This window comes from Chroococcidiopsis sp. TS-821, from assembly GCF_002939305.1.
GTDB lineage: Bacteria > Cyanobacteriota > Cyanobacteriia > Cyanobacteriales > Chroococcidiopsidaceae > Chroogloeocystis.
Map to the genome: position 1 here is coordinate 311552 of NZ_MVDI01000002.1, position 17904 is coordinate 329455.

The 17904-nt window shown below is 43.1% G+C and carries 19 protein-coding genes and 1 pseudogene; 13 read left to right on the top strand and 7 right to left on the bottom strand.

Translation table 11 applies throughout. The annotated features are described in order from the left end of the window. Positions 1 to 126 precede the first annotated feature (126 nt). Entirely contained in the window at positions 127 to 1083 is a 957-nt protein-coding gene (locus B1A85_RS08990) for a phosphoribulokinase (protein ID WP_104546568.1), read from the top strand. A gap of 130 nt (positions 1084 to 1213) precedes the next feature. After that, entirely contained in the window at positions 1214 to 1945 is a 732-nt protein-coding gene (radC, locus tag B1A85_RS08995; RefSeq protein ID WP_104546569.1) for a DNA repair protein RadC, read from the top strand. Between the two features lie 182 nt (positions 1946 to 2127). Here radC and B1A85_RS09000 read toward each other — a convergent pair whose 3' ends face one another. Both B1A85_RS09000 and B1A85_RS09005 read right to left on the bottom strand, forming a co-directional pair. Next, the gene (locus tag B1A85_RS09000; RefSeq protein WP_104546570.1) at positions 2128 to 2436 is read right to left on the bottom strand and encodes a salt stress protein, Slr1339 family; all 309 of its coding nucleotides are present in this window, start codon (positions 2434 to 2436) and stop codon (positions 2128 to 2130) included. Between the two features lie 5 nt (positions 2437 to 2441). Next, entirely contained in the window at positions 2442 to 3044 is a 603-nt protein-coding gene (locus B1A85_RS09005) for a VWA domain-containing protein (RefSeq protein WP_104546571.1), read from the bottom strand. A 930-nt stretch (positions 3045 to 3974) separates the two neighbouring features. Here B1A85_RS09005 and glsA point away from each other — a divergent pair. The 3 genes from glsA to B1A85_RS09020 all read left to right on the top strand — a co-directional run bounded on the left by glsA (position 3975) and on the right by B1A85_RS09020 (position 6533). Beyond that, positions 3975 to 4979, top strand: coding sequence for a glutaminase A (gene glsA, locus B1A85_RS09010; RefSeq protein WP_104546572.1), 1005 nt, complete (start codon positions 3975 to 3977; stop codon positions 4977 to 4979). A gap of 328 nt (positions 4980 to 5307) precedes the next feature. Next, a complete protein-coding gene (locus tag B1A85_RS09015; protein WP_104546573.1) occupies positions 5308 to 5937 on the top strand; it encodes a ParA family protein in 630 nt (209 codons plus the stop codon). Next, positions 5937 to 6533 carry a hypothetical protein gene (locus tag B1A85_RS09020; RefSeq protein WP_104546574.1) on the top strand — a complete coding sequence of 199 codons (597 nt, stop codon included), beginning with the start codon at positions 5937 to 5939 and terminating at the stop codon, positions 6531 to 6533. The genes B1A85_RS09015 and B1A85_RS09020 overlap by 1 nt, the downstream gene beginning before the upstream one ends. Positions 6534 to 6625: 92 nt before the next feature. On the opposite strand, the gene B1A85_RS09025 is transcribed toward B1A85_RS09020, so the two are convergent. From B1A85_RS09025 to B1A85_RS09045, 5 genes are all read right to left on the bottom strand, one after another. Further along, entirely contained in the window at positions 6626 to 7015 is a 390-nt protein-coding gene (locus B1A85_RS09025) for a DoxX family protein (RefSeq protein WP_210404321.1), read from the bottom strand. A gap of 33 nt (positions 7016 to 7048) precedes the next feature. Continuing rightward, positions 7049 to 8362 (bottom strand): NAD(P)/FAD-dependent oxidoreductase, encoded by a 1314-nt coding sequence (locus tag B1A85_RS09030; protein WP_104546576.1) that lies wholly within the window; start codon positions 8360 to 8362, stop codon positions 7049 to 7051. Positions 8363 to 8437: 75 nt separating this feature from the next. Further along, complete coding sequence (locus B1A85_RS09035; protein ID WP_210404322.1) at positions 8438 to 8725, bottom strand: hypothetical protein; 288 nt, start codon at positions 8723 to 8725, stop codon at positions 8438 to 8440. Between the two features lie 216 nt (positions 8726 to 8941). Continuing rightward, positions 8942 to 9487 (bottom strand): adenylate kinase, encoded by a 546-nt coding sequence (locus tag B1A85_RS09040; protein WP_104546577.1) that lies wholly within the window; start codon positions 9485 to 9487, stop codon positions 8942 to 8944. A gap of 189 nt (positions 9488 to 9676) precedes the next feature. Further along, on the bottom strand, positions 9677 to 11095 hold the full coding sequence (locus tag B1A85_RS09045; RefSeq protein WP_104546578.1) for an amidohydrolase: 1419 nt from the start codon (positions 11093 to 11095) through the stop codon (positions 9677 to 9679). Between the two features lie 233 nt (positions 11096 to 11328). Here B1A85_RS09045 and B1A85_RS09050 point away from each other — a divergent pair, with 233 nt between their 5' ends. The 8 genes and pseudogenes from B1A85_RS09050 to B1A85_RS09080 all read left to right on the top strand — a co-directional run bounded on the left by B1A85_RS09050 (position 11329) and on the right by B1A85_RS09080 (position 17453). Continuing rightward, on the top strand, positions 11329 to 12105 hold the full coding sequence (locus tag B1A85_RS09050; RefSeq protein ID WP_104546579.1) for a cysteine hydrolase family protein: 777 nt from the start codon (positions 11329 to 11331) through the stop codon (positions 12103 to 12105). Between the two features lie 3 nt (positions 12106 to 12108). Continuing rightward, entirely contained in the window at positions 12109 to 12564 is a 456-nt protein-coding gene (locus B1A85_RS09055) for a cupin domain-containing protein (protein ID WP_210404323.1), read from the top strand. Continuing rightward, positions 12558 to 14195, top strand: coding sequence for a CocE/NonD family hydrolase (locus B1A85_RS09060; protein ID WP_210404324.1), 1638 nt, complete (start codon positions 12558 to 12560; stop codon positions 14193 to 14195). Before B1A85_RS09055 ends, B1A85_RS09060 begins: the two co-directional genes overlap by 7 nt. Positions 14196 to 14392: 197 nt before the next feature. Next, a pseudogene (locus B1A85_RS26070) lies at positions 14393 to 14991 on the top strand (Uma2 family endonuclease). An 11-nt stretch (positions 14992 to 15002) separates the two neighbouring features. Beyond that, on the top strand, positions 15003 to 15356 hold the full coding sequence (locus B1A85_RS09070; RefSeq protein ID WP_104546581.1) for a DUF952 domain-containing protein: 354 nt from the start codon (positions 15003 to 15005) through the stop codon (positions 15354 to 15356). Positions 15357 to 15807: 451 nt separating this feature from the next. Further along, positions 15808 to 17085 (top strand): S9 family peptidase, encoded by a 1278-nt coding sequence (locus B1A85_RS09075; protein WP_104546582.1) that lies wholly within the window; start codon positions 15808 to 15810, stop codon positions 17083 to 17085. 40 nt (positions 17086 to 17125) lie between these two features. Beyond that, a complete protein-coding gene (locus B1A85_RS25545) occupies positions 17126 to 17254 on the top strand; it encodes a hypothetical protein (RefSeq protein WP_256387443.1) in 129 nt (42 codons plus the stop codon). A 10-nt stretch (positions 17255 to 17264) separates the two neighbouring features. Continuing rightward, complete coding sequence (locus B1A85_RS09080) at positions 17265 to 17453, top strand: hypothetical protein (RefSeq protein WP_146087158.1); 189 nt, start codon at positions 17265 to 17267, stop codon at positions 17451 to 17453. The last annotated feature ends 451 nt before the right edge of the window (positions 17454 to 17904 follow it).

The window sequence follows — 17904 nt, forward strand, 5'->3', positions numbered from 1 at the left end:
GTTTTAATAAGATAAAGATGCTTTTTGCTTAAGCAGATTTAGTGGTATTGAGTTACATTCGATTACTGCTTAAAATGATAAAAATTTTGCATCTAGCCGGATCCGCGCTCTTGCCCTGGAGGAATCATGAGTCATCGCCCGATTATGCTTGGCATTGTTGGAGACAGTGCTGCTGGTAAAACTACTTTAACAAAGGGAATTGCTCAGGTACTCGGTCCAGAGAATGTTACGGTTATCTGTACAGACGATTATCATCGCTACGATCGCCGTCAACGTGCTGAGATAGGTATCACTGCACTACATCCTGACTGCAACTATCTTGATATTATGCAACAGCACCTGTCCTTACTTAGGACAGGACAACCAATCCTCAAACCAATTTACAGCCATAAAACTGGTACTTTTGAGCCGCCACAATACGTTAAGCCCAGTAAATTTGTCATCGTAGAAGGACTTCTCGGCTATTCGACGCGGGGTGCAAGAGACTCGTTTGACGTCAAAGTTTATCTCGCACCACCCGAACCACTACGCGCGCAGTGGAAGATTAAGCGCGATACGCAAAAACGAGGCTATACCGCAGAACAAGTCAAAGCAGAACTCGAAAAGCGCGAACCCGATTCCGAACAATTTATTCGTCCTCAGCGCCAATGGGCAGATGTCGTCGTTAGTTTTTATCCTCCAAGCGATGAACCCGATCGAGGCAACGGTCACTTAAATGTTCGCTTAGTACTGCGTCCGACGATCCCACATCCAGATTTTACGCAAATTTTGGATATCATTAGCAGCCATCCGCATCCGGCAATCCGCCTAGAATTAGATCGAGATATGAATAAGCCGGTAGATGTTTTAGAAGTTGACGGTCATGCAACATCCGAACAAGTAGACGAACTAGAAAAGATTATCTGTAACGATATGCCACCGCATCTCTCGCACTTTTGCAGTCGCGAAAGTAACCCCGAACTCGGTAAAGTTGCTGGTACTACGGGGGAAACAATTCAGAGTTATCCGCTGGCAATGACGCAACTTTTGATTACTTATCATATGCTAAAAGCGACACAAATTTATCAGCCAATAATGATTTGAGTGAAAACGAGGTTTGTTATAAAGGTCTTTCTCACAATGAAATATTTTTAACTTTGTTGTAACTTTTTAGACAAAAAAGGGCATAACTAAAGGTAGTCTCACTGTAAGTAATGAGTATTGCCTTGTTGTCATGACCTACTGTTTAAGGATTGCAGATTTACCCACAACTGAAAGACCCCGCGAACGCTTGTTAACGCATGGTGCAAAGAACTTAGCCACAGCTGAACTAATTGCAATTTTACTAGGTACAGGTCAAGGACAGGGAAAACTTTCCGCAGTAGGTTTAGGGCAGTTTATTTTACAAGAACTAGGCAAAAATCAGCGCGACCCTCTTGCTGTTCTTCGAGAGATTACACCTCAAGAACTGATGCAAATTCACGGTATCAAAGCAGCCAAGGCAGCGACAATTGTTGCTGCTGTTGAACTTGGTAAACGAGCGTTTCAATCGCGTCCGTTGGAGCGTACAATCATTGATAGCCCAGCAGCAGCTGCTGCAACGTTAAGCCAAGACTTGATGTGGCAAGCACAAGAACGATTTGCGGTGTTGCTTTTAGATGTTAAAAATCGGCTCATTGGCACGCAGGTGATTACAATTGGTACAGCCACCGAAACATTAGCTTCTCCCCGCGAAATTTTTCGTGAAGTGATTCGCCAAGGTGCAACCAGAGTTATTGTTGCTCACAATCATCCTTCTGGTAATGTCGAACCGAGTCTGCAAGATATCGAATTAACGCGACAACTTTTGGCTGGCGCGCAGTTTTTAGACGTTCCCTTACTCGACCATCTAATTTTAGGTGATGGCAATCATCAAAGTCTGCGCGAAATCACAAATTTATGGGATGAGTACCCGCAGGGAGATTAGCACTAGATTTCCTGCATAAATCATAGGCGCCCTTCGACTGAAGTCGGAGCCTATCTAGACAAAATGTAAGAAGGTACACTAAAACAAGATTCTTAATAGTAAGTCCGCGGAAGTGGACTTTGTTTATTAGCAGCAAATTCATTCGCACTCGCATTTTTCTGGTTCAAATCCAGTATCGCCCATTACATATAAAGGTTTAAGTAATCAACTGCGGCTGCAATTTTGGATGGGTACTTTGCCGCAAATTGCTCAAACCACAATCCTTCACTCGACAGTGGATCTAAAGTTTTGAGCCAAGCGATCGCCCGTTGGTATCTCTCTTTAGCTTTCTGCTGTTCTAATTCGCTTTCTTTTTGGGCATAATCTACTTTAATTTCACTTAAAATATGCTCAATATCTGAAGTAGATTTAGTTGATTTATTTGCTGGTGGTGCTATCTTTCGGTGCGGTGTTGCATCAATTTGAGCTAATAGTTTATCAAGTTCGTCCATTGTGGTTAATCATGAATTGCATTAAGCAAAACTTCGGATAAACTCATATCTTCTAGATCGTCCAAGGTAATCGTGTCGCATATATCAAATTTTGCGCCAACTCCGAGGAGTTGATCGTCGATTGCTTTGAGGAATTTTGTTGCTTGCAAATCAGAACCAACTTGAATAAAAGAAATGGCAAGTTCTTCGTCGCGTTCCATTTGCCGAGTTGCGTTGATAAGCACCTCAAATACGGCGCGGCGATCGTCTGGTTCGCCATCAGTGACAACTAAAATCGTTTCGCCTTGAGGTTTAGTTTTTCCTGCGGCTTTGCGTTGAAAGTAGTTTTTTATCGCATCTTGCAAAACGATGGCTAAGTTTGTTGTTCCCATCGGATCGTTTTCTTGAAAAACTTGAGCAACTTTGCTCGAAGTGACATCATCGTAGCGTTTAAATTTACCAGAAAAGACATAAACCGTGATGCCATCTGGATCGAATTGTTCGCATTTTCGCGCTAATGCTAACGTAGATTCTTGGGCAATTTCCCATCGACTTTTACCACCTGCTTGATCGGGTGTAGACATACTGCCACTTTTATCGACGATTAAGGTGTAGTCACGGTCTTGCACGGTTTTGATGCCTCCAAGTTAGAGTTTGGTCTAGTCTAACCTCGATGCGATCGCACGTCAGCTGTTAAGGTGGTTTTTCCAAAAAAACTTGCAGTATTTTAAAACACACTTTGTTTGAGAATCTTTCCAAGCAGACAGGCGTAAGCTTTGCGTTGAGTGTTGATGCGATCGCCTTGGAGTTCCTAGTAAAACTTCTTAAAGAGATTGTACTGTCATCTGCAATACAAGTAAGTTTCTCAAAGTAGGTTTAGATAGTTTGACAACATTTGCTAATTTGCCTACTTTCTCAGGAATAGACAACTTTTGGTTTTTGAAAAATCATCTCAAAAGTTGGCTTTACTTAGTGTATTTTACTCTTTTGAATTAAGAAAATAGGCAAGTTTATTATTAATAGAATCTAGTCTTCTACAAAACAAAAAGCGGTCAGTTATACATCAGAAAATATTGCATGTAAATGTACTGTGCTTGAAATATCAATCATTCACCTAAGCTTTATAAAAGAGTAGTTAATCCGACTAAACTTTATTAAATCTTTATGTTTGAGTGACTTATTTGACTTAACCTAGTTTATTAGGTTGAAAAAGAATTTCGTTTTTAACTCATTTCAAGTTTTTTTCAAAACGAATAGCCCCGTATTGCCAACATGACTTGCTGCAAAGCATATCAGTTATGGTGCAATTGATTGCCGGATTGATGGTGATAGTGGTACTATACACTCGCGGTTGATATTCGTGACACTTCTGGTGCTGCAACGCTACTTATCGATACTGATATTAAGCAAACGATTAGTTAGCAAGCTTCTCAGAATCTGAATTTATTGTTAGTCCACGCAGGAGGACTTTTTTTATTTATAGCAATGGTCAAGATGATTGTGACATTATAAAGTCTTAAAACTATTGTTCTAACCCTGACCTCTGGCCCCTACTATTTATGGCAGACGAGAGACAATGCGATCGCCCTTCCTCGCACTCACACGCTTTTCAAGAATACCTAGAAAGCTTGTACCTCAAATACAAACACCTCCGCGAGGGTGCAGTCGCAAGTTATATCCCAGAACTCGCGAAAGTGGATCCTGACTTATTCAGCATTTGTGTCATTACCGTCGATGGTCAAGTTTATCAGGTTGGAGACTACAATCAGTTATTTACGATTCAATCGATTTCTAAAGTCTTTGTCTATGGAATGGCGCTAGAAGAACACGGACGCGATTACGTTTTAACCAAAGTCGGTGTAGAACCTACCGGAGACGCTTTCAATTCGATTATTCTCGACGAACGCTCAAAACGTCCTTATAACCCAATGGTCAATGCTGGTGCGATCGCGACCACGAGTCTGATTAAAGGTTCTGGACCTACTGAACGCCTCAATCGAATGCTGGATATGTTTCAGCGCTACATCGGTCATGAAATTTTTGTGGATATTTCAGTTTTCATGTCAGAACGTACTACTGGACACCGCAACCGAGGTATGGCACATTTGATGCTTAATTTTGGCATGATTGACGAACGCATCGATGAAGCCCTCGATCTTTATTTTCAGCAGTGTTCAATCATGGTAACTTGTCGTGATTTAGCAGTCATGGCTGCAACGCTTGCCAATAATGGTATAAATCCGATGACTGGAGAACGCGCTGTCGATGCACGCTATGTCAGAGATGTCCTGAGCGTGATGTATACCTGTGGAATGTATAATTTTGCTGGTGAATGGGTGTATAAAGTTGGTTTGCCCGCAAAAAGTGGCGTTAGTGGAGGAATTATTGTCATTGTGCCCAACCAAATTGGGATTGGTGTTTTTTCACCCTTGCTAGATACTAACGGTAATAGTATTCGCGGCATCAAAGTTTGCGAAGATATTTCGCAAGAATATGGCTTGCATTTGTTTGATTCGTCGCGGGGCTGTACGAAGTTCCTTGAAATCCTGGCGCAGAGCAATTAGCGCTTTGCATCAATTTTAGTTGACTAATCTCGACAACTCAAGCTAACTTTTTATGACATAAATATTGACAAATTACTGCAAATTCTTCCACAAAACTTACAATATTATCCTGTGCCAGTCAGTTAAATGCCGCAATGACCTGTAGAGTAAAAAATTGATGTATTGTGGTATAGGAAAGTGGCGATCGCGCCAAGAAGCTATGAGTACGATTCGTAGCACTCAGAACAGCAAAAATTATGAATTTGATAACTAAATAGTTTTGTAAATTGCCAAACTAGACACACCTACCTCACAAAATTTTATCTTTGACCTCTCGTTTGTTAATGTCATGCCCCCGAAGATTATCGTTGTATCGAATGGAAAAGGCGGAGTAGGAAAAACAACTACAGCAATGGGATTATCCGCGATCTTTTCTGAGCGATACGAAGTTTTAACGGTAGATGCAGATAGCCAAGGGAGTTGTTCTTGGTGGGCAACGCGCGGTAAGATGCCCTTTGATGTTGCGCAAGAAACAGACCCCAAGCTATTGGGGCGGTTGCGAAAAGTTGAGGGGTACGATTTCGTTATAGTAGATACAGCGCCAGCACTACGTTCGGATGCGTTGAAAGCGGTAATTGCGATCGCGGATTACATGGTTTTGCCAACACCTTGCGCGCCAATGGATTTATCAGCCTTGATTGAAGTTGTTAAAGCAACCGTTAAACCTTCCGGAATTCCCCATCGCGTACTGTTAACCAAAGTTGATGTTAGAAGCATAGGAGAAGCTTTAGAAGCACAAAATACACTTATAAAATTGGGTATTCCTGTTTGTAAAACATTTATCCGCATTTATAAAGCTCACGAAAGAGCCGCACTTGAAGGATTACCAATCACTCAACTAAAAGGGAAAAATGCGCGCGAAGCCGCAGCAGATTACCGCCGAGTAGCAGCAGAAATACAACGCGATTGGAGGCAATAATGGTTAGAAAACGAATTGCAGATTTATTGAACGAAGAAGGAGAAAAGTTAACATCTGAGCAAAGTTCATCTGAGGCAGATGCTACAAATAATGAGGAGTCAAGCAACGAGGAAAATACAGAAGTGGTAAAATCAACAAGAACGACGGCAAGATCGCGTAATACAAATCGGACTCGACAAAGTCAAACTGCATCAGATACAGAAGGAATTGTTGCGGAATTACGTGCAGCTTTAAAGCAAGCACAAGAGAAGGAAAAATCGCTAGAGCATCGCATTGCAGAACTACTCGTCGAGCTAGAGGATGAAAAAGCTTTAGTCAAGCAACTTCGTCAAGATGTCGCAAATTTTGACGCTGTCAACGCTGAACTCGAACAAGCTAAATCAACTATCTTACAGCTTGTAGAAGCTAATTCCAAGTTGATTGAGCAAGTGAATTCTTTGAAAAAAGAACCTGCTCCTTTACAGAAGAAAGAAACCGAATCACAGCCACAGCCTAAATATAAACCAGCAAGACAAACAGTTGTCTTTCCCCAACAAGAGCAAGTCGATTCGGACGGAGAGTCTACTGATTTTGCGCGGAATACTTGGTTACTGTAGCTTTACAAACAAAGTCCACCTCCGCGGACTAGGCGCAAGATGAGGTTAGGAAGATTTATGCAGATTCTAACCGCTAACTATTTTGCGTTTAACTATGTCATATCTTTGCGTTGCTCTATGCTCAGAGGACCAGAACCAAAGTAAACTACCATGAGTAAGCCGCCGATCAGTCCTAAATTTTTGAGGAATTGATTAATTTGCATGTCTTCGGCAAAATTAGTGTGAAAAATTAGCGTCGTAGGGACGAGAAAGACGATGAGCGCGATCGCACCCCAACGAGCCTTGTAGCCTAAGATTACCGATAAAGCTCCGAGCAGTTCTAAAACAATCGAACCAACCAACAACAAGCCGGTTAGTCCTTCTGGAATCCCCGCGCTAGCCATAAACCCTTGCGTACCAGCAAAGTTAAAAATTTTATTAATGCCAGAACGTAAGAAAATAACCGAGAGAAAAACACGCGCAACAAGCGGAATATATTTCATTGTTATTCTCCTTTGTTAGAGCTACAGAATACCTCAATGCTGTTGATTGTGCCAATTTTTCAGTGGAGAATTGGGCGAATCTGCTTTAGTAGATTTTGGACTGGGAATCGAGGGAAAGATGAGACGAATGGCGCGATCGCCAAAGAAATAATCGCGCAGCCAATCGAGAAGCACAATCAAGCGATTTCGTCCGCCAGGCAAATAATACAAGTGAACGCCTAACCACAACAACCACGCCGGAAATCCTGTAAACGTGAAGTTTCCAGCTTGCGCAACACCCGTATTGCGTTTGATTATCGCCGCCCTACCTTTATCTACATAACGAAACGGTTTTGGTTCCTTACCTTTAATTTGACGCAAAATGTTTTGTGCGGCTAGCGTACCTTGTTGTAAAGCGACGGGTGCGACTAATGGTAGCGGTTCGCCGTCTTGTTCCACATAAGCTGAATCGCCAACGACATATACTTGTGGATGATTTGGTAATTGTAGCGTTGGTAAAACTGCAACTTGTCCTTTAGCCGCTGGAAAGAGTTCAGCTGTTGGTGCAGGTGGAGAGGCTTGTACGCCCGCAGTCCAAACGATCGTCTTCGAGAAAATAACAGCACCATTTTCCAGATATACAGCATTTGGCGTTACTTTACTAACTCGTGCTTGCAGATAAACTTTCACGCCAATTCGCTGTAGCTGTTTATAGGTATAGTCGGATAAGCGCAGTGGCAGATCGGCAAGTAGGCGATCGCTCGATTGCAGCAATATTACCTGGACTTGATCCATCTCTAGCGTGGGAAAGTCTTTAACTAACCGACCTTGAATCAGTTCTACTAACGCTCCTGCTAATTCTACGCCAGTAGGTCCACCACCCACGATGACAAACGTCAAGAGTAAGCGACGCACTTCTGGATCGATTTCGCGTACCGCTTGTTCAAAACAAGACAAAATATGGTTGCGTAAGTACACCGCTTCTTGCAGCGTTTTCATGGGTAAAGCATACTTATCAGCCCCTGGTATTCCTAAAAACTGCGATTCACTACCAGTAGAGAGAACCAAAAAATCGTACGGAATTGTTAAACCATCGGTGACGACAACCTGATTAGCAAAATCGATGCGTGTCACTTCTGCCATCAAAAAATTAGCAAAAGCTAATCGCTGCAGAAGACTGCGCACAGGATAAGCAATTTGTTCGGGTTGAAGTTCGGCAACAGCTACCTGATATAGCAACGGAATAAAGGTATGATAGTTGTTGCGGTCAATGAGTAAGACATTGACACCAGCGCGCGCTAGCAATTGGGTTACTCGCAACCCACCAAAACCAGAACCAACAACAACAACACGAGGGCGTCTTGGCACTATGAATAGCTCTCGTCTACACAATCTACTGGTTGTATAGTAGCGGGAAATGTAAAGCTGGGGAACACGACTCTGTTAAGAAGATACATCGCACCTGAGTGCGAGTTGACCCGACAAATTGCATGCTTGCTTCTCGCGCAAAGGATGATAGCGAATTCCCTGTACATCGCAAAACAATTTTTCCAAACCGAGCTGACGATAGAATGCACTTCCCCTAGCAATGGAAATTGCTAGATTCGCTACCTTCAACACTGCTTTCACCACAAGTGTCCGCCCTGTCATGATTTGATTCGTTGTTGCAAAACTCGGTTGACTCGCCACAGCAGTTGAAATCATGTGCTCAAGTGCTAACTTGGTACTCATTAGACCTCCTGCATGAATGCTTACAAATAAATTCGCTACTCAATACACCCCTGCGCGAACTATGGGTCAGGTACGCCTTACCCCCTTAAATCTATTGCTTATAGCGAAGGCACATTTTGTTTAAGTTTATGATTCATGCTCATAGTGATTTCCTTAACTCACGGTAGAGAGGTGTGAAAGCGATCGCAATTTTGCGTATCAAGTACCAACCTACTATTAGGCTGACGCACCATTGTTAGAGTTAGTCTTATTCTCAATGCATTTAAAAAACTGCAAAATTTGTGCAGGCGATTGAATGTGATATACACTCTTTATACTTTGAGCCTGCTGGATATACTCGCGGTATTTTGGCGTTAAACGTTTGTGACATAACCAAAGCACGCGGTAACTACGAAGCGAACTTTTCAAGATGGAACTCTTTTGAGGCCAGCCTTCTGGTGGTTTAAAGTAACCTACAATTAGGCGTTTAGTCACCCACCAGAAATGCACGTAGAGCGGTAGGTCGACAAAAACTAGAGTATCTGCCTCATTTAGTCGTAGCCAGAGGGTTTCCTTGTTACCAAACCCGTCAATAATCCATCGGTCAGTCGCCAAAATTTTCTGATGAATATGCTGATATTCTTCCTGGGAAACTTCAGTATCTCCTGATGGATATTGAATTTTGTCCAAGACGTAAAGTGGTAAACCAGCTATTTCTGATAATCTCTTGCTAAGCGTTGATTTACCGCCGCCAGCATTGCCAAATACTGCTACTTTTTTCATAGCGATTTTGTAACCTAGCAATGAGATTATCTCTGGTTAAATAGCCTTTGTTTGTGGTTAGTGACTAGTAACTCTTCACCATTTTTATCATAACTAATCAACTGGATTTAATATCAATATCGGCTAGTGCTAAAATTACAGTTTACGTGCTAGGTGTGAAGTACGAGCAATCAAGACGAAGCGGGAAGGTTATGAATAGTCTTTGGCTAAGCCTAAGCCCATAACTTCGCGGTAGTGCGCTTCGATTTCACCTACAGTTTTTGATTGACGGTTGAAATCCCACTGACTGCGTTCAAATAAATTTTGTCGCAATTCATTGACATCGATTGTTATAACTTCGCCATTTGCAACGATTTGCTTGCCATTTACCCAAACACTATTGACAGCTTGGGTAGGACGACCAAGAATCAGTAAACCAATAGGATCGGTACGCGGTAGCAGTGATAAGCTAGTGAGATCGTACAGTACGAGATCTGCTTTTTTTCCTGCGGTTAAAGAACCCAACTCCTCAGCCATATTCAAGCCTTTAGCACCACCGAATGCAGCCATTTCTACCGATTGACGCGGAGTAATCCAATTACGGTAGTCGAAGTCGGTGATATTGTGCAGCATTGAGCCGATTTTAATTGCTTCAAGAAGATCTTGCGAGTCGTTACTAGCTGAACCATCGCAACCAAAACTGACATTGACTCCGGCTTGGCGGTATTTTAAAACAGGGGCGATGCCACTTCCCAAACGCAAGTTACTCAAAGGATTGTGAACAACGGTAGATTGCGTTTCTGCCAAGATTGCAACATCTGCATCACTCAACCAGACACAATGTGCTAGCGAGGTGCGATCGCTTAAATAACCAATGCGCTTCAGATGTTCAACTCCACTACAACCGTACTTTTCTTGGGCTAGCTGCTTTTGGGCTTTCGTCTCCAACAAATGCGCGTGACGACAAAGATTGTAGCGATCGCTTAATTCAATACATCCAGCAAACAGCGCATCCGAACACAGTTGAATTCCCGTTGGTGCAACTAAAATATGCACGCCAGCTTCTGGAGCGTGAAACTGCGTGACGACTTCTTGCATCAGTTCTAGCGTTGCTTGCGTCGAGCGAAAATAAGGTGTTGCTTCGCGCTGCGCTTCACCCTTGGGAATTCCACTTGCTAAAGCCTCATCTTGAATTAATGGTCCAATAAATGCTCGAATGCCAACTTCCTGATAAGCTTTAACCACAGCAGAGACAGTTTCTATTTCTTTTCCTGGAATTAATACCAAGTGATCGACAACACTCGTTCCACCCGACAGCAAGGTTTCTACAGCGGTTCCCAGCGCACTTAAATACACTTGTTCAGGGTCGAGAGGGGCAAAATCATAAAGTTCCGCAATCCATAATTCAAGTGGTACTGGCGGAATCAGCCCGCGTTGCCACATTTCCGAAGAGTGCGTGTGAGCGTTTACAAAACCAGGAAGTAATAACTTGTTCTTACCATCAACAACTGTACCAACAATTTCCAAATTAGGAGCAATTTTTGTAATGCGATCGCCCTCGATTTGTACATCTACAGTTTCATAACCACCATCAACTGGAATCAAAACATTCTGAATTGTAAAACTCACAAAATTAACCTTAAAATATCTACTAATCAATTAATTCTAAAACACTTATACAAAGAAACTGTTATCAAAAATCCTTCAAAACACCCTCTAAATTCATAATTCCTTTGTGTCCTTTGTGTCCTTGGTGGTTCATTCAAAATAACCTCTTCTCCCCCCACACAACCGTAAAAATTAATACTTAAATTCAACCATAATTCACCTAAGACAATTATAGAGAAACGAAATTTAAAACGATGAATCGACCCTTACGAACCTTAGGAATTCCACCAAATGCGTGGGCGGTAGATGAAGCGATCGCCGATATTACCCGTCCGCCATTAACCCCTCAAATTATCGCACTGAAAACCGAGACTAAAACCTTATACCTCGACTTAGCCAAAACCGCCATCTTAGTCATTGACATGCAAAATGACTTTTGTCATCCTGACGGTTGGCTAGCACACATTGGTGTTGATATTACCCCCGCCCGCCAGCCCATCGATCCGATTAACAAACTGTTACCAGAATTACGCGATCGCGATGTTCCTGTGATTTGGCTCAACTGGGGAAATCGTTCTGACTTACTCAATATCAGCGCCCACGTGCGTCACGTCTACAATCCTACAGGCGATGGTATCGGACTTGGCGATCCATTGCCGAGTAATAACGCTAGAGTATTAATGGCAGGAAGTTGGGCAGCGGCTGTTGTAGACGAACTCAAACAGTTACCACAAGATATCTGTGTTGATAAGTATCGCATGAGTGGCTTTTGGGACACACCGTTGGATAGCATCCTGCGTAATTTGGGTAGAACTACATTGTTATTTGCAGGAGTCAACGCCGATCAATGTGTTTTAGTCACCTTGCAAGATGCCAATTTTTTAGGGTATGACTGTGTATTAATAAAAGACTGCACCGCGACAACTTCCCCAGAATACTGCTGGCAAGCAACAATTTATAACGTAAAGCAGTGTTTTGGCTTTGTGACCGATTCTCAAGCTATTCTTCATGCGCTAGCAACTAGCAATTAGCATATGGACACAACTCGCTGCATGATCCCCGTTGCCAAATCGCCGCAAGACTATCAAGCTTTTAAAATTAGTCCTGGCGATACGAATAAACTAGCAATTGTCTTCGACACTGCAACTGCAAATATTTCCTTAACCATTTGCGTAGAAATTTTTGAAATTGGTGGCAAAACCCCACCAAACCGCCATCAAATGGCAGTCGAAATGTTTTTTATTTTAGCCGGTGAAGGACGCGCCACTTGTGATGGCAAAACGGTAGCAATTCGAGCAGGAGATAGCGTGTTAGTACCTCCCACAGGAACGCACATGATTGAAAACACAGGCTCGACGCGGTTGTACGCATTGTGTATTATGGTGCCGAATGAAGACTTTGCGGAGTTAATTCGCAGTGGTACACCTGTAGAACTCGATGCGGAGGATTTAGCTGTTTTGCGTCGCTTACCTGCACCAGTATTATGTTGACGGTGCGTCCGAAAGAAAGCGCATCAATGCTGACTCGCGATGGAGTACGGTTAGATGCGGATATTTACCGCCCTGACGCGGAGGGAGAATTTCCAGTATTGTTGATGCGCCAGCCGTATGGCAGAGCGATCGCATCTACGGTAGTTTACGCGCACCCAATTTGGTATGCTGCTCACGGCTATATTGTCGCGATTCAAGACGTACGCGGACGCGGAACCTCACAAGGCGAATTCAAGTTATTCGTCAACGAAATCAACGACGGTGAGGACGCAGTAAACTGGGCAGCAAATTTACCTGGTAGTAATGGCAAGGTAGGAATGTATGGCTTTTCCTATCAAGGAATGACGCAGCTATATGCAGCCGCAGCAAAACCACCAGCATTAAAAACGATTTGTCCAGCGATGGTTGCGTACGATTTGTATACCGACTGGGTATATGAGGGTGGCGCGTTTTGTTTGCAAACGAATTTAGGTTGGGCGATTCAATTAGCAGCGGAAACCGCAAGATTGCAAGGTGATGCAGCGGCGCATCATACACTTTATGCCGCAGCACAGAATATACCACTATACGACCCTGTTCCTAGCCTAAACGAATGCTTGCGCAAACTCGCACCGAATGCTTTTTATCACGAATGGCTCGAACATTCGCAGCCTGATAGTTATTGGGAAGAAATTTCGCCCAAGAAATACTTGCAAAACGTCGATCTACCCATGCTTCACATCGGCGGTTGGTTTGACACTTATCTGCGCGGGACAATTCATCTGTATAAAGATTTTGCAGCACGTAGTGCGTATCGTCAACAGTTACTCGTCGGACCTTGGGCGCATTTACCTTGGAGTCGCAAAGTAGGTGATGTCGATTTTGGCATTGAAGCTTTAAACCCTGTCGATCGCTTGCAAATCAAATGGTTTGATGAGTTCCTTAAAGGAATCGATCGCGGATTATCGCAAGAACCAGCAGTCTGCTTATTTGAAATGGGTAGCAATCAATGGCGCAAATTTGATAGCTGGGACAAGTACACCCATAAACCTTATTATTTGTCAAGTACAGGACTAGCAAGTGTCCGCGAAGATGAAGGTAAATTAGTAACAATTCATCCTGACCCCTGTCCACCTGATGTTTTAGTGCATGACCCGTGGCGACCGGTTCCAGCACTTGGAGGTCACGCCGCATTACCCGCAGGTTCGTTTGAGCGATCGCACATTGACCGCCGTTCGGATGTTTTAACTTATACAACAGATCCCTTGGAAACTGACCTTTATTTTGCAGGAGATGTTGCAGTAAAAATCTGGTGCAGTGCAGATACTCCCTATCATGACTTGTGTGCGGTGCTTTCTGAAGTTCGCAGCAATGGTAAAGTATATAACCTAACGCAAGGTTATTTACACGTAAATGAAATGCGATCGCCTTTACGAGTCGTGTTGCAACCAACTTGTGTCAAAATTGCTAAAGGTCATGCCCTACGTCTCAGTTTAAGCGCCGCGTGTTTTCCAGCGTATCCGATTAATCCTGGTACAGGCTCGCCGATGGGAAGTACGCGACTGATGGATTCGCAAATTGTAACTTTGATGGTTCATTGTGGAGGCGATCGCCCTTCACAAGTTTTGTTACCCGTCGTTACACCTTCTTAATTCTCAGTTAACCCGACAGCCCACTCAAAGTGGACTAAAAGGCTGATTCAGTCTGATTGATCGGATTTGGGCTGTTAGCGGAGGGAGAGTGGGTAATAGATGAAGTTGGTGCAAGATACTATTAATAGAAATTTTTACAATGACCAATTACCAGTTACCATTTGTTACCTTACACTTCTTTTCACCCACATCCCTTTATGACAAACGTCATTGACTTCGTAGAATCCCCAATTGTGTCGCAGTTGCATCCTGTAATAGAAATGACAGATGACCAGTTTTTTGAATTCTGTCAACTTAATCGAGACTTACGCATTGAACGTACGGCTAACGGAGAACTATCTATTATGCTACCTGCGGGTTCAGCACAGGAAATCGTAATTTTAAAATTAGCCAGCAATTAGCAAACTGGACTGATATTGATGGAACCGGAATTGGATTTGATTTTAGTGCTGGATTTATTTTACCAAATGGTGCGATGCGTTCTCCTGATGCAGCGTGGATAAAGCTAAAAAGATAGAACACACTTGCAGTTAAACAACAAGAAAAATTTGCACCCATCGCCCCTGATTTTGTTAGAGAACTGCGTTCTGCTAGTGACAGTTTAAAAAAGCTACAAGAAGAAATGCAAAAGTACATTGATAATGGCGTTCACCTAGGATGGTTAATTGACCGCAAACATCAGAAAGTTTATGTTTTTCGCCCTAATTTTCCTCTAAAATGTCTCGATAATCCGGTAACAGTTAGTAAAGAGCCGGTATTGCCTGGATTTGTATTGGAATTAAATAAAGTTTGGTAGTAGAAAAGATTATGAACCTTATTTTACATATCACGCAACGCGCTCAATGGGAAACCGCACAAAAAGTTGGAATTTATCGCAGCAACACCCTAGAATCAGAAGGATTTATTCACTGTTCTACTCCACAGCAAGTTATCAATGTAGCCAATACATTTTTTAGAAATCAACAAGGATTAGTTTTGCTTTGTATTGATTCTGATAAAGTTCAAGCAGAAATCCGTTACGAAGGAACACAACAAGATGAACTCTTTCCGCATATTTATGGTGCGTTAAATCTTGATGCTGTATTTCAAGTACTTAATTTTCAACCTAATCAAGACGGAAGTTTCGCCTTTCCTCTAGAGATTATTAGCTTTATGTCTTAACACCACTCTCTATTCATCTCTTAATCTTTGCGCACTTTGTGCACTTAGTGGTTCATTATAAAATTACCATATGCAATAGTAATCTTTGATATTGAGAAGCAGTTTATAAAGAACTGTAACTGAAAGGCAAGTCTGCTGGTTGTAGGTGAGCTGACGCAGCATCAATCGAATTATCGCAACACAAATAAAGATCTCATTTTGTTGCCATCAATACCTTCATCACTCAAAGATACTGGTGGATGAAGGGGTTGTCAGAAAACGACGAGAAGGATTAATTAGATATCATTCCTTAAATCATGCCTTTGTAGCTAATTGTCTAGAAAGCGTTGCTAGACTAGTTTGAAACAGCTGCCCTACATTGCGCTGCACCGGAACGGAAAAGATGGTTGGTTGAGTCGCAAAAGTTATTGGCGTCCGGCGAGCTTAACGTTGGGTATCAGGGAGTGGTTTCATGGAAAAGCCGAACATCGATACAAGCAAACCCGCCATTGAGAGGGGCAACATGCCGCTTGTCGGGAAGCTCAAATTTTATTTCAAGAACCCTATTGTCGATGGCTACTTCTCCTACGTTCTTGCTTTTGGCGCGCGCGGCGGGGCCGATGTCGGTGAGGCATTTTTCGCTGCATCCCGCATTAGGCAGTACGACACCGAATCGTGGGTTCGCGAGTTCACATCGCTGGCGAAACGGGTAGCAGAACAGGCGGAACAAGCGCAAGCAGTTGGACATTACATCACAGCCCGTGAGACATTCCTCCGCGCCAGCTACCTCAATCGCGCTGCACTCATGTCCCTAAGTCCAAACAAGGAGCCCGATCGCTATCTGGAAATCTGTGAGCGTGTTCGCTCACATTTCAACATGGCTGCTGCCCTGTTTGATACGCCGATTGAGCCAGTGAGCATACCCTTTCGCAACCATATACTGCGGGGCTACTTTATCAAGACGGATACCTCTTCTGAACCACGCCCAACCTTGATCAATGCTGGTGGCGGGGAATCATTTGCCGAGGATATGTGTTTGCTTTTCGGCATTGGCGATGCCTCGCGTGGCTATAACCACTTAACTGTCGATATGCCGGGGCAGGGTAGCACATTCATCGAGGGTATGAAGATGACACCGCAAGCAGAAGAGCCGCTGGGGGCGATCGTAGACTACGCGCTCAGCCGGAATGATGTTGATCCTGACCGGCTGGCCATGTTTGGACCGAGTTTTGGCGGGTACGCGGTGCCGCGTGCAGCAGTGCATGATAAGAGGATCAAGGCGATCGTGGTCAACAGTCTGATCCTGAACCTGTACGACTACTTGGTTCAGGCAAAGGAACTGCTCATCCTTGCGCGACTGGAACGGATGCCAGGCTTCAAGCTGTTTACCCGCCTCACTGGCTCGTGGCTTGCTGGTCTGTACAACATAATGGATATCTGGAAATACAAGTGGGGTGTTTCGACAATGGCCGAGTGGCTGGAGGCGTGCAAAGAGTATGTGGTCGATCCGTCGGAAATCACTTGCCCGACGCTGCTGCTTATCGGAGAGGATGAGTATGCCTATCCCAACTCGCAGCACTTCCAGCACGAGGCACTCGCAAAGATACAAAACCCTATCAAGAACCTGGCGATCGGTCGGACAGATATGGGGGCAGGCGGCAAAAACATGCTACCAAACCTGACGGCGATCCGTCATACAACGTTTGACTGGCTTGATGAGGTGTTCGCGGCAAAGAGAGATTTGGCGTAATGAGGTTTCCTGTTTACGTGAGCTACAGGTAGGGGCGGTCATGTACTCAAGCACCGCCACGGGGACACGCATCATCGAGATTCAAGAGGCACTAGGCAAAGTGATTAGGCATGAGTTTCAATTTGGTTTGCAGCCAGCATTCCAACACTTCATGGCAGCGGAAGGATGAAAGCTGCGTTTTGCCACTACAGCAGCTTGATTATTGTATTATTATTGCAACTGGAGGCTGGTATAAGTCTGCAATATTTAAACTGCAAAAAGTTGGTATAGATATTACTAATATTCCTTTAGCCTCAGCCAATGACTGTTTTTCAAGAGAAGACACCATAGAAACAGTCATTTTAAAATCGAAAAATGGTATGAAGTAAAGAATTTCCAAAAAACTGTATTTCTTGGTGATGGAACTTGGGATGTAAAAGCGGCAGCTAATATAAAGCTTCCCTTTATTGGTCTTGATACTTTATTCAACAAAAATGTTCAATATGCAATTGAAAATTTTAGCAATTACAAAAAACTTCAGCAATTATTGATAGATGCAAAATCAATAAAGTGATTTTTTGTAAATACATTCATAAACATTAATTACTGTTGACTACCTAGATAAATAGTTGTGAGAGGAGTTTGTTAAGAACATAATACCTGAGCATTGAAGTTTTATTGATTAAACGAAGAGTAATTAAATCAAAAAGAGTGAAGTCTTGAAGTGCTACTTCTCCTTGCTACCAATACAAGTCATTCTATAGCAAATACTTGAGCTTCTATATGGTCTAAGCAATCATGAAAAACTATTACAAAAGATTAATAGCTTATATCAAAGTA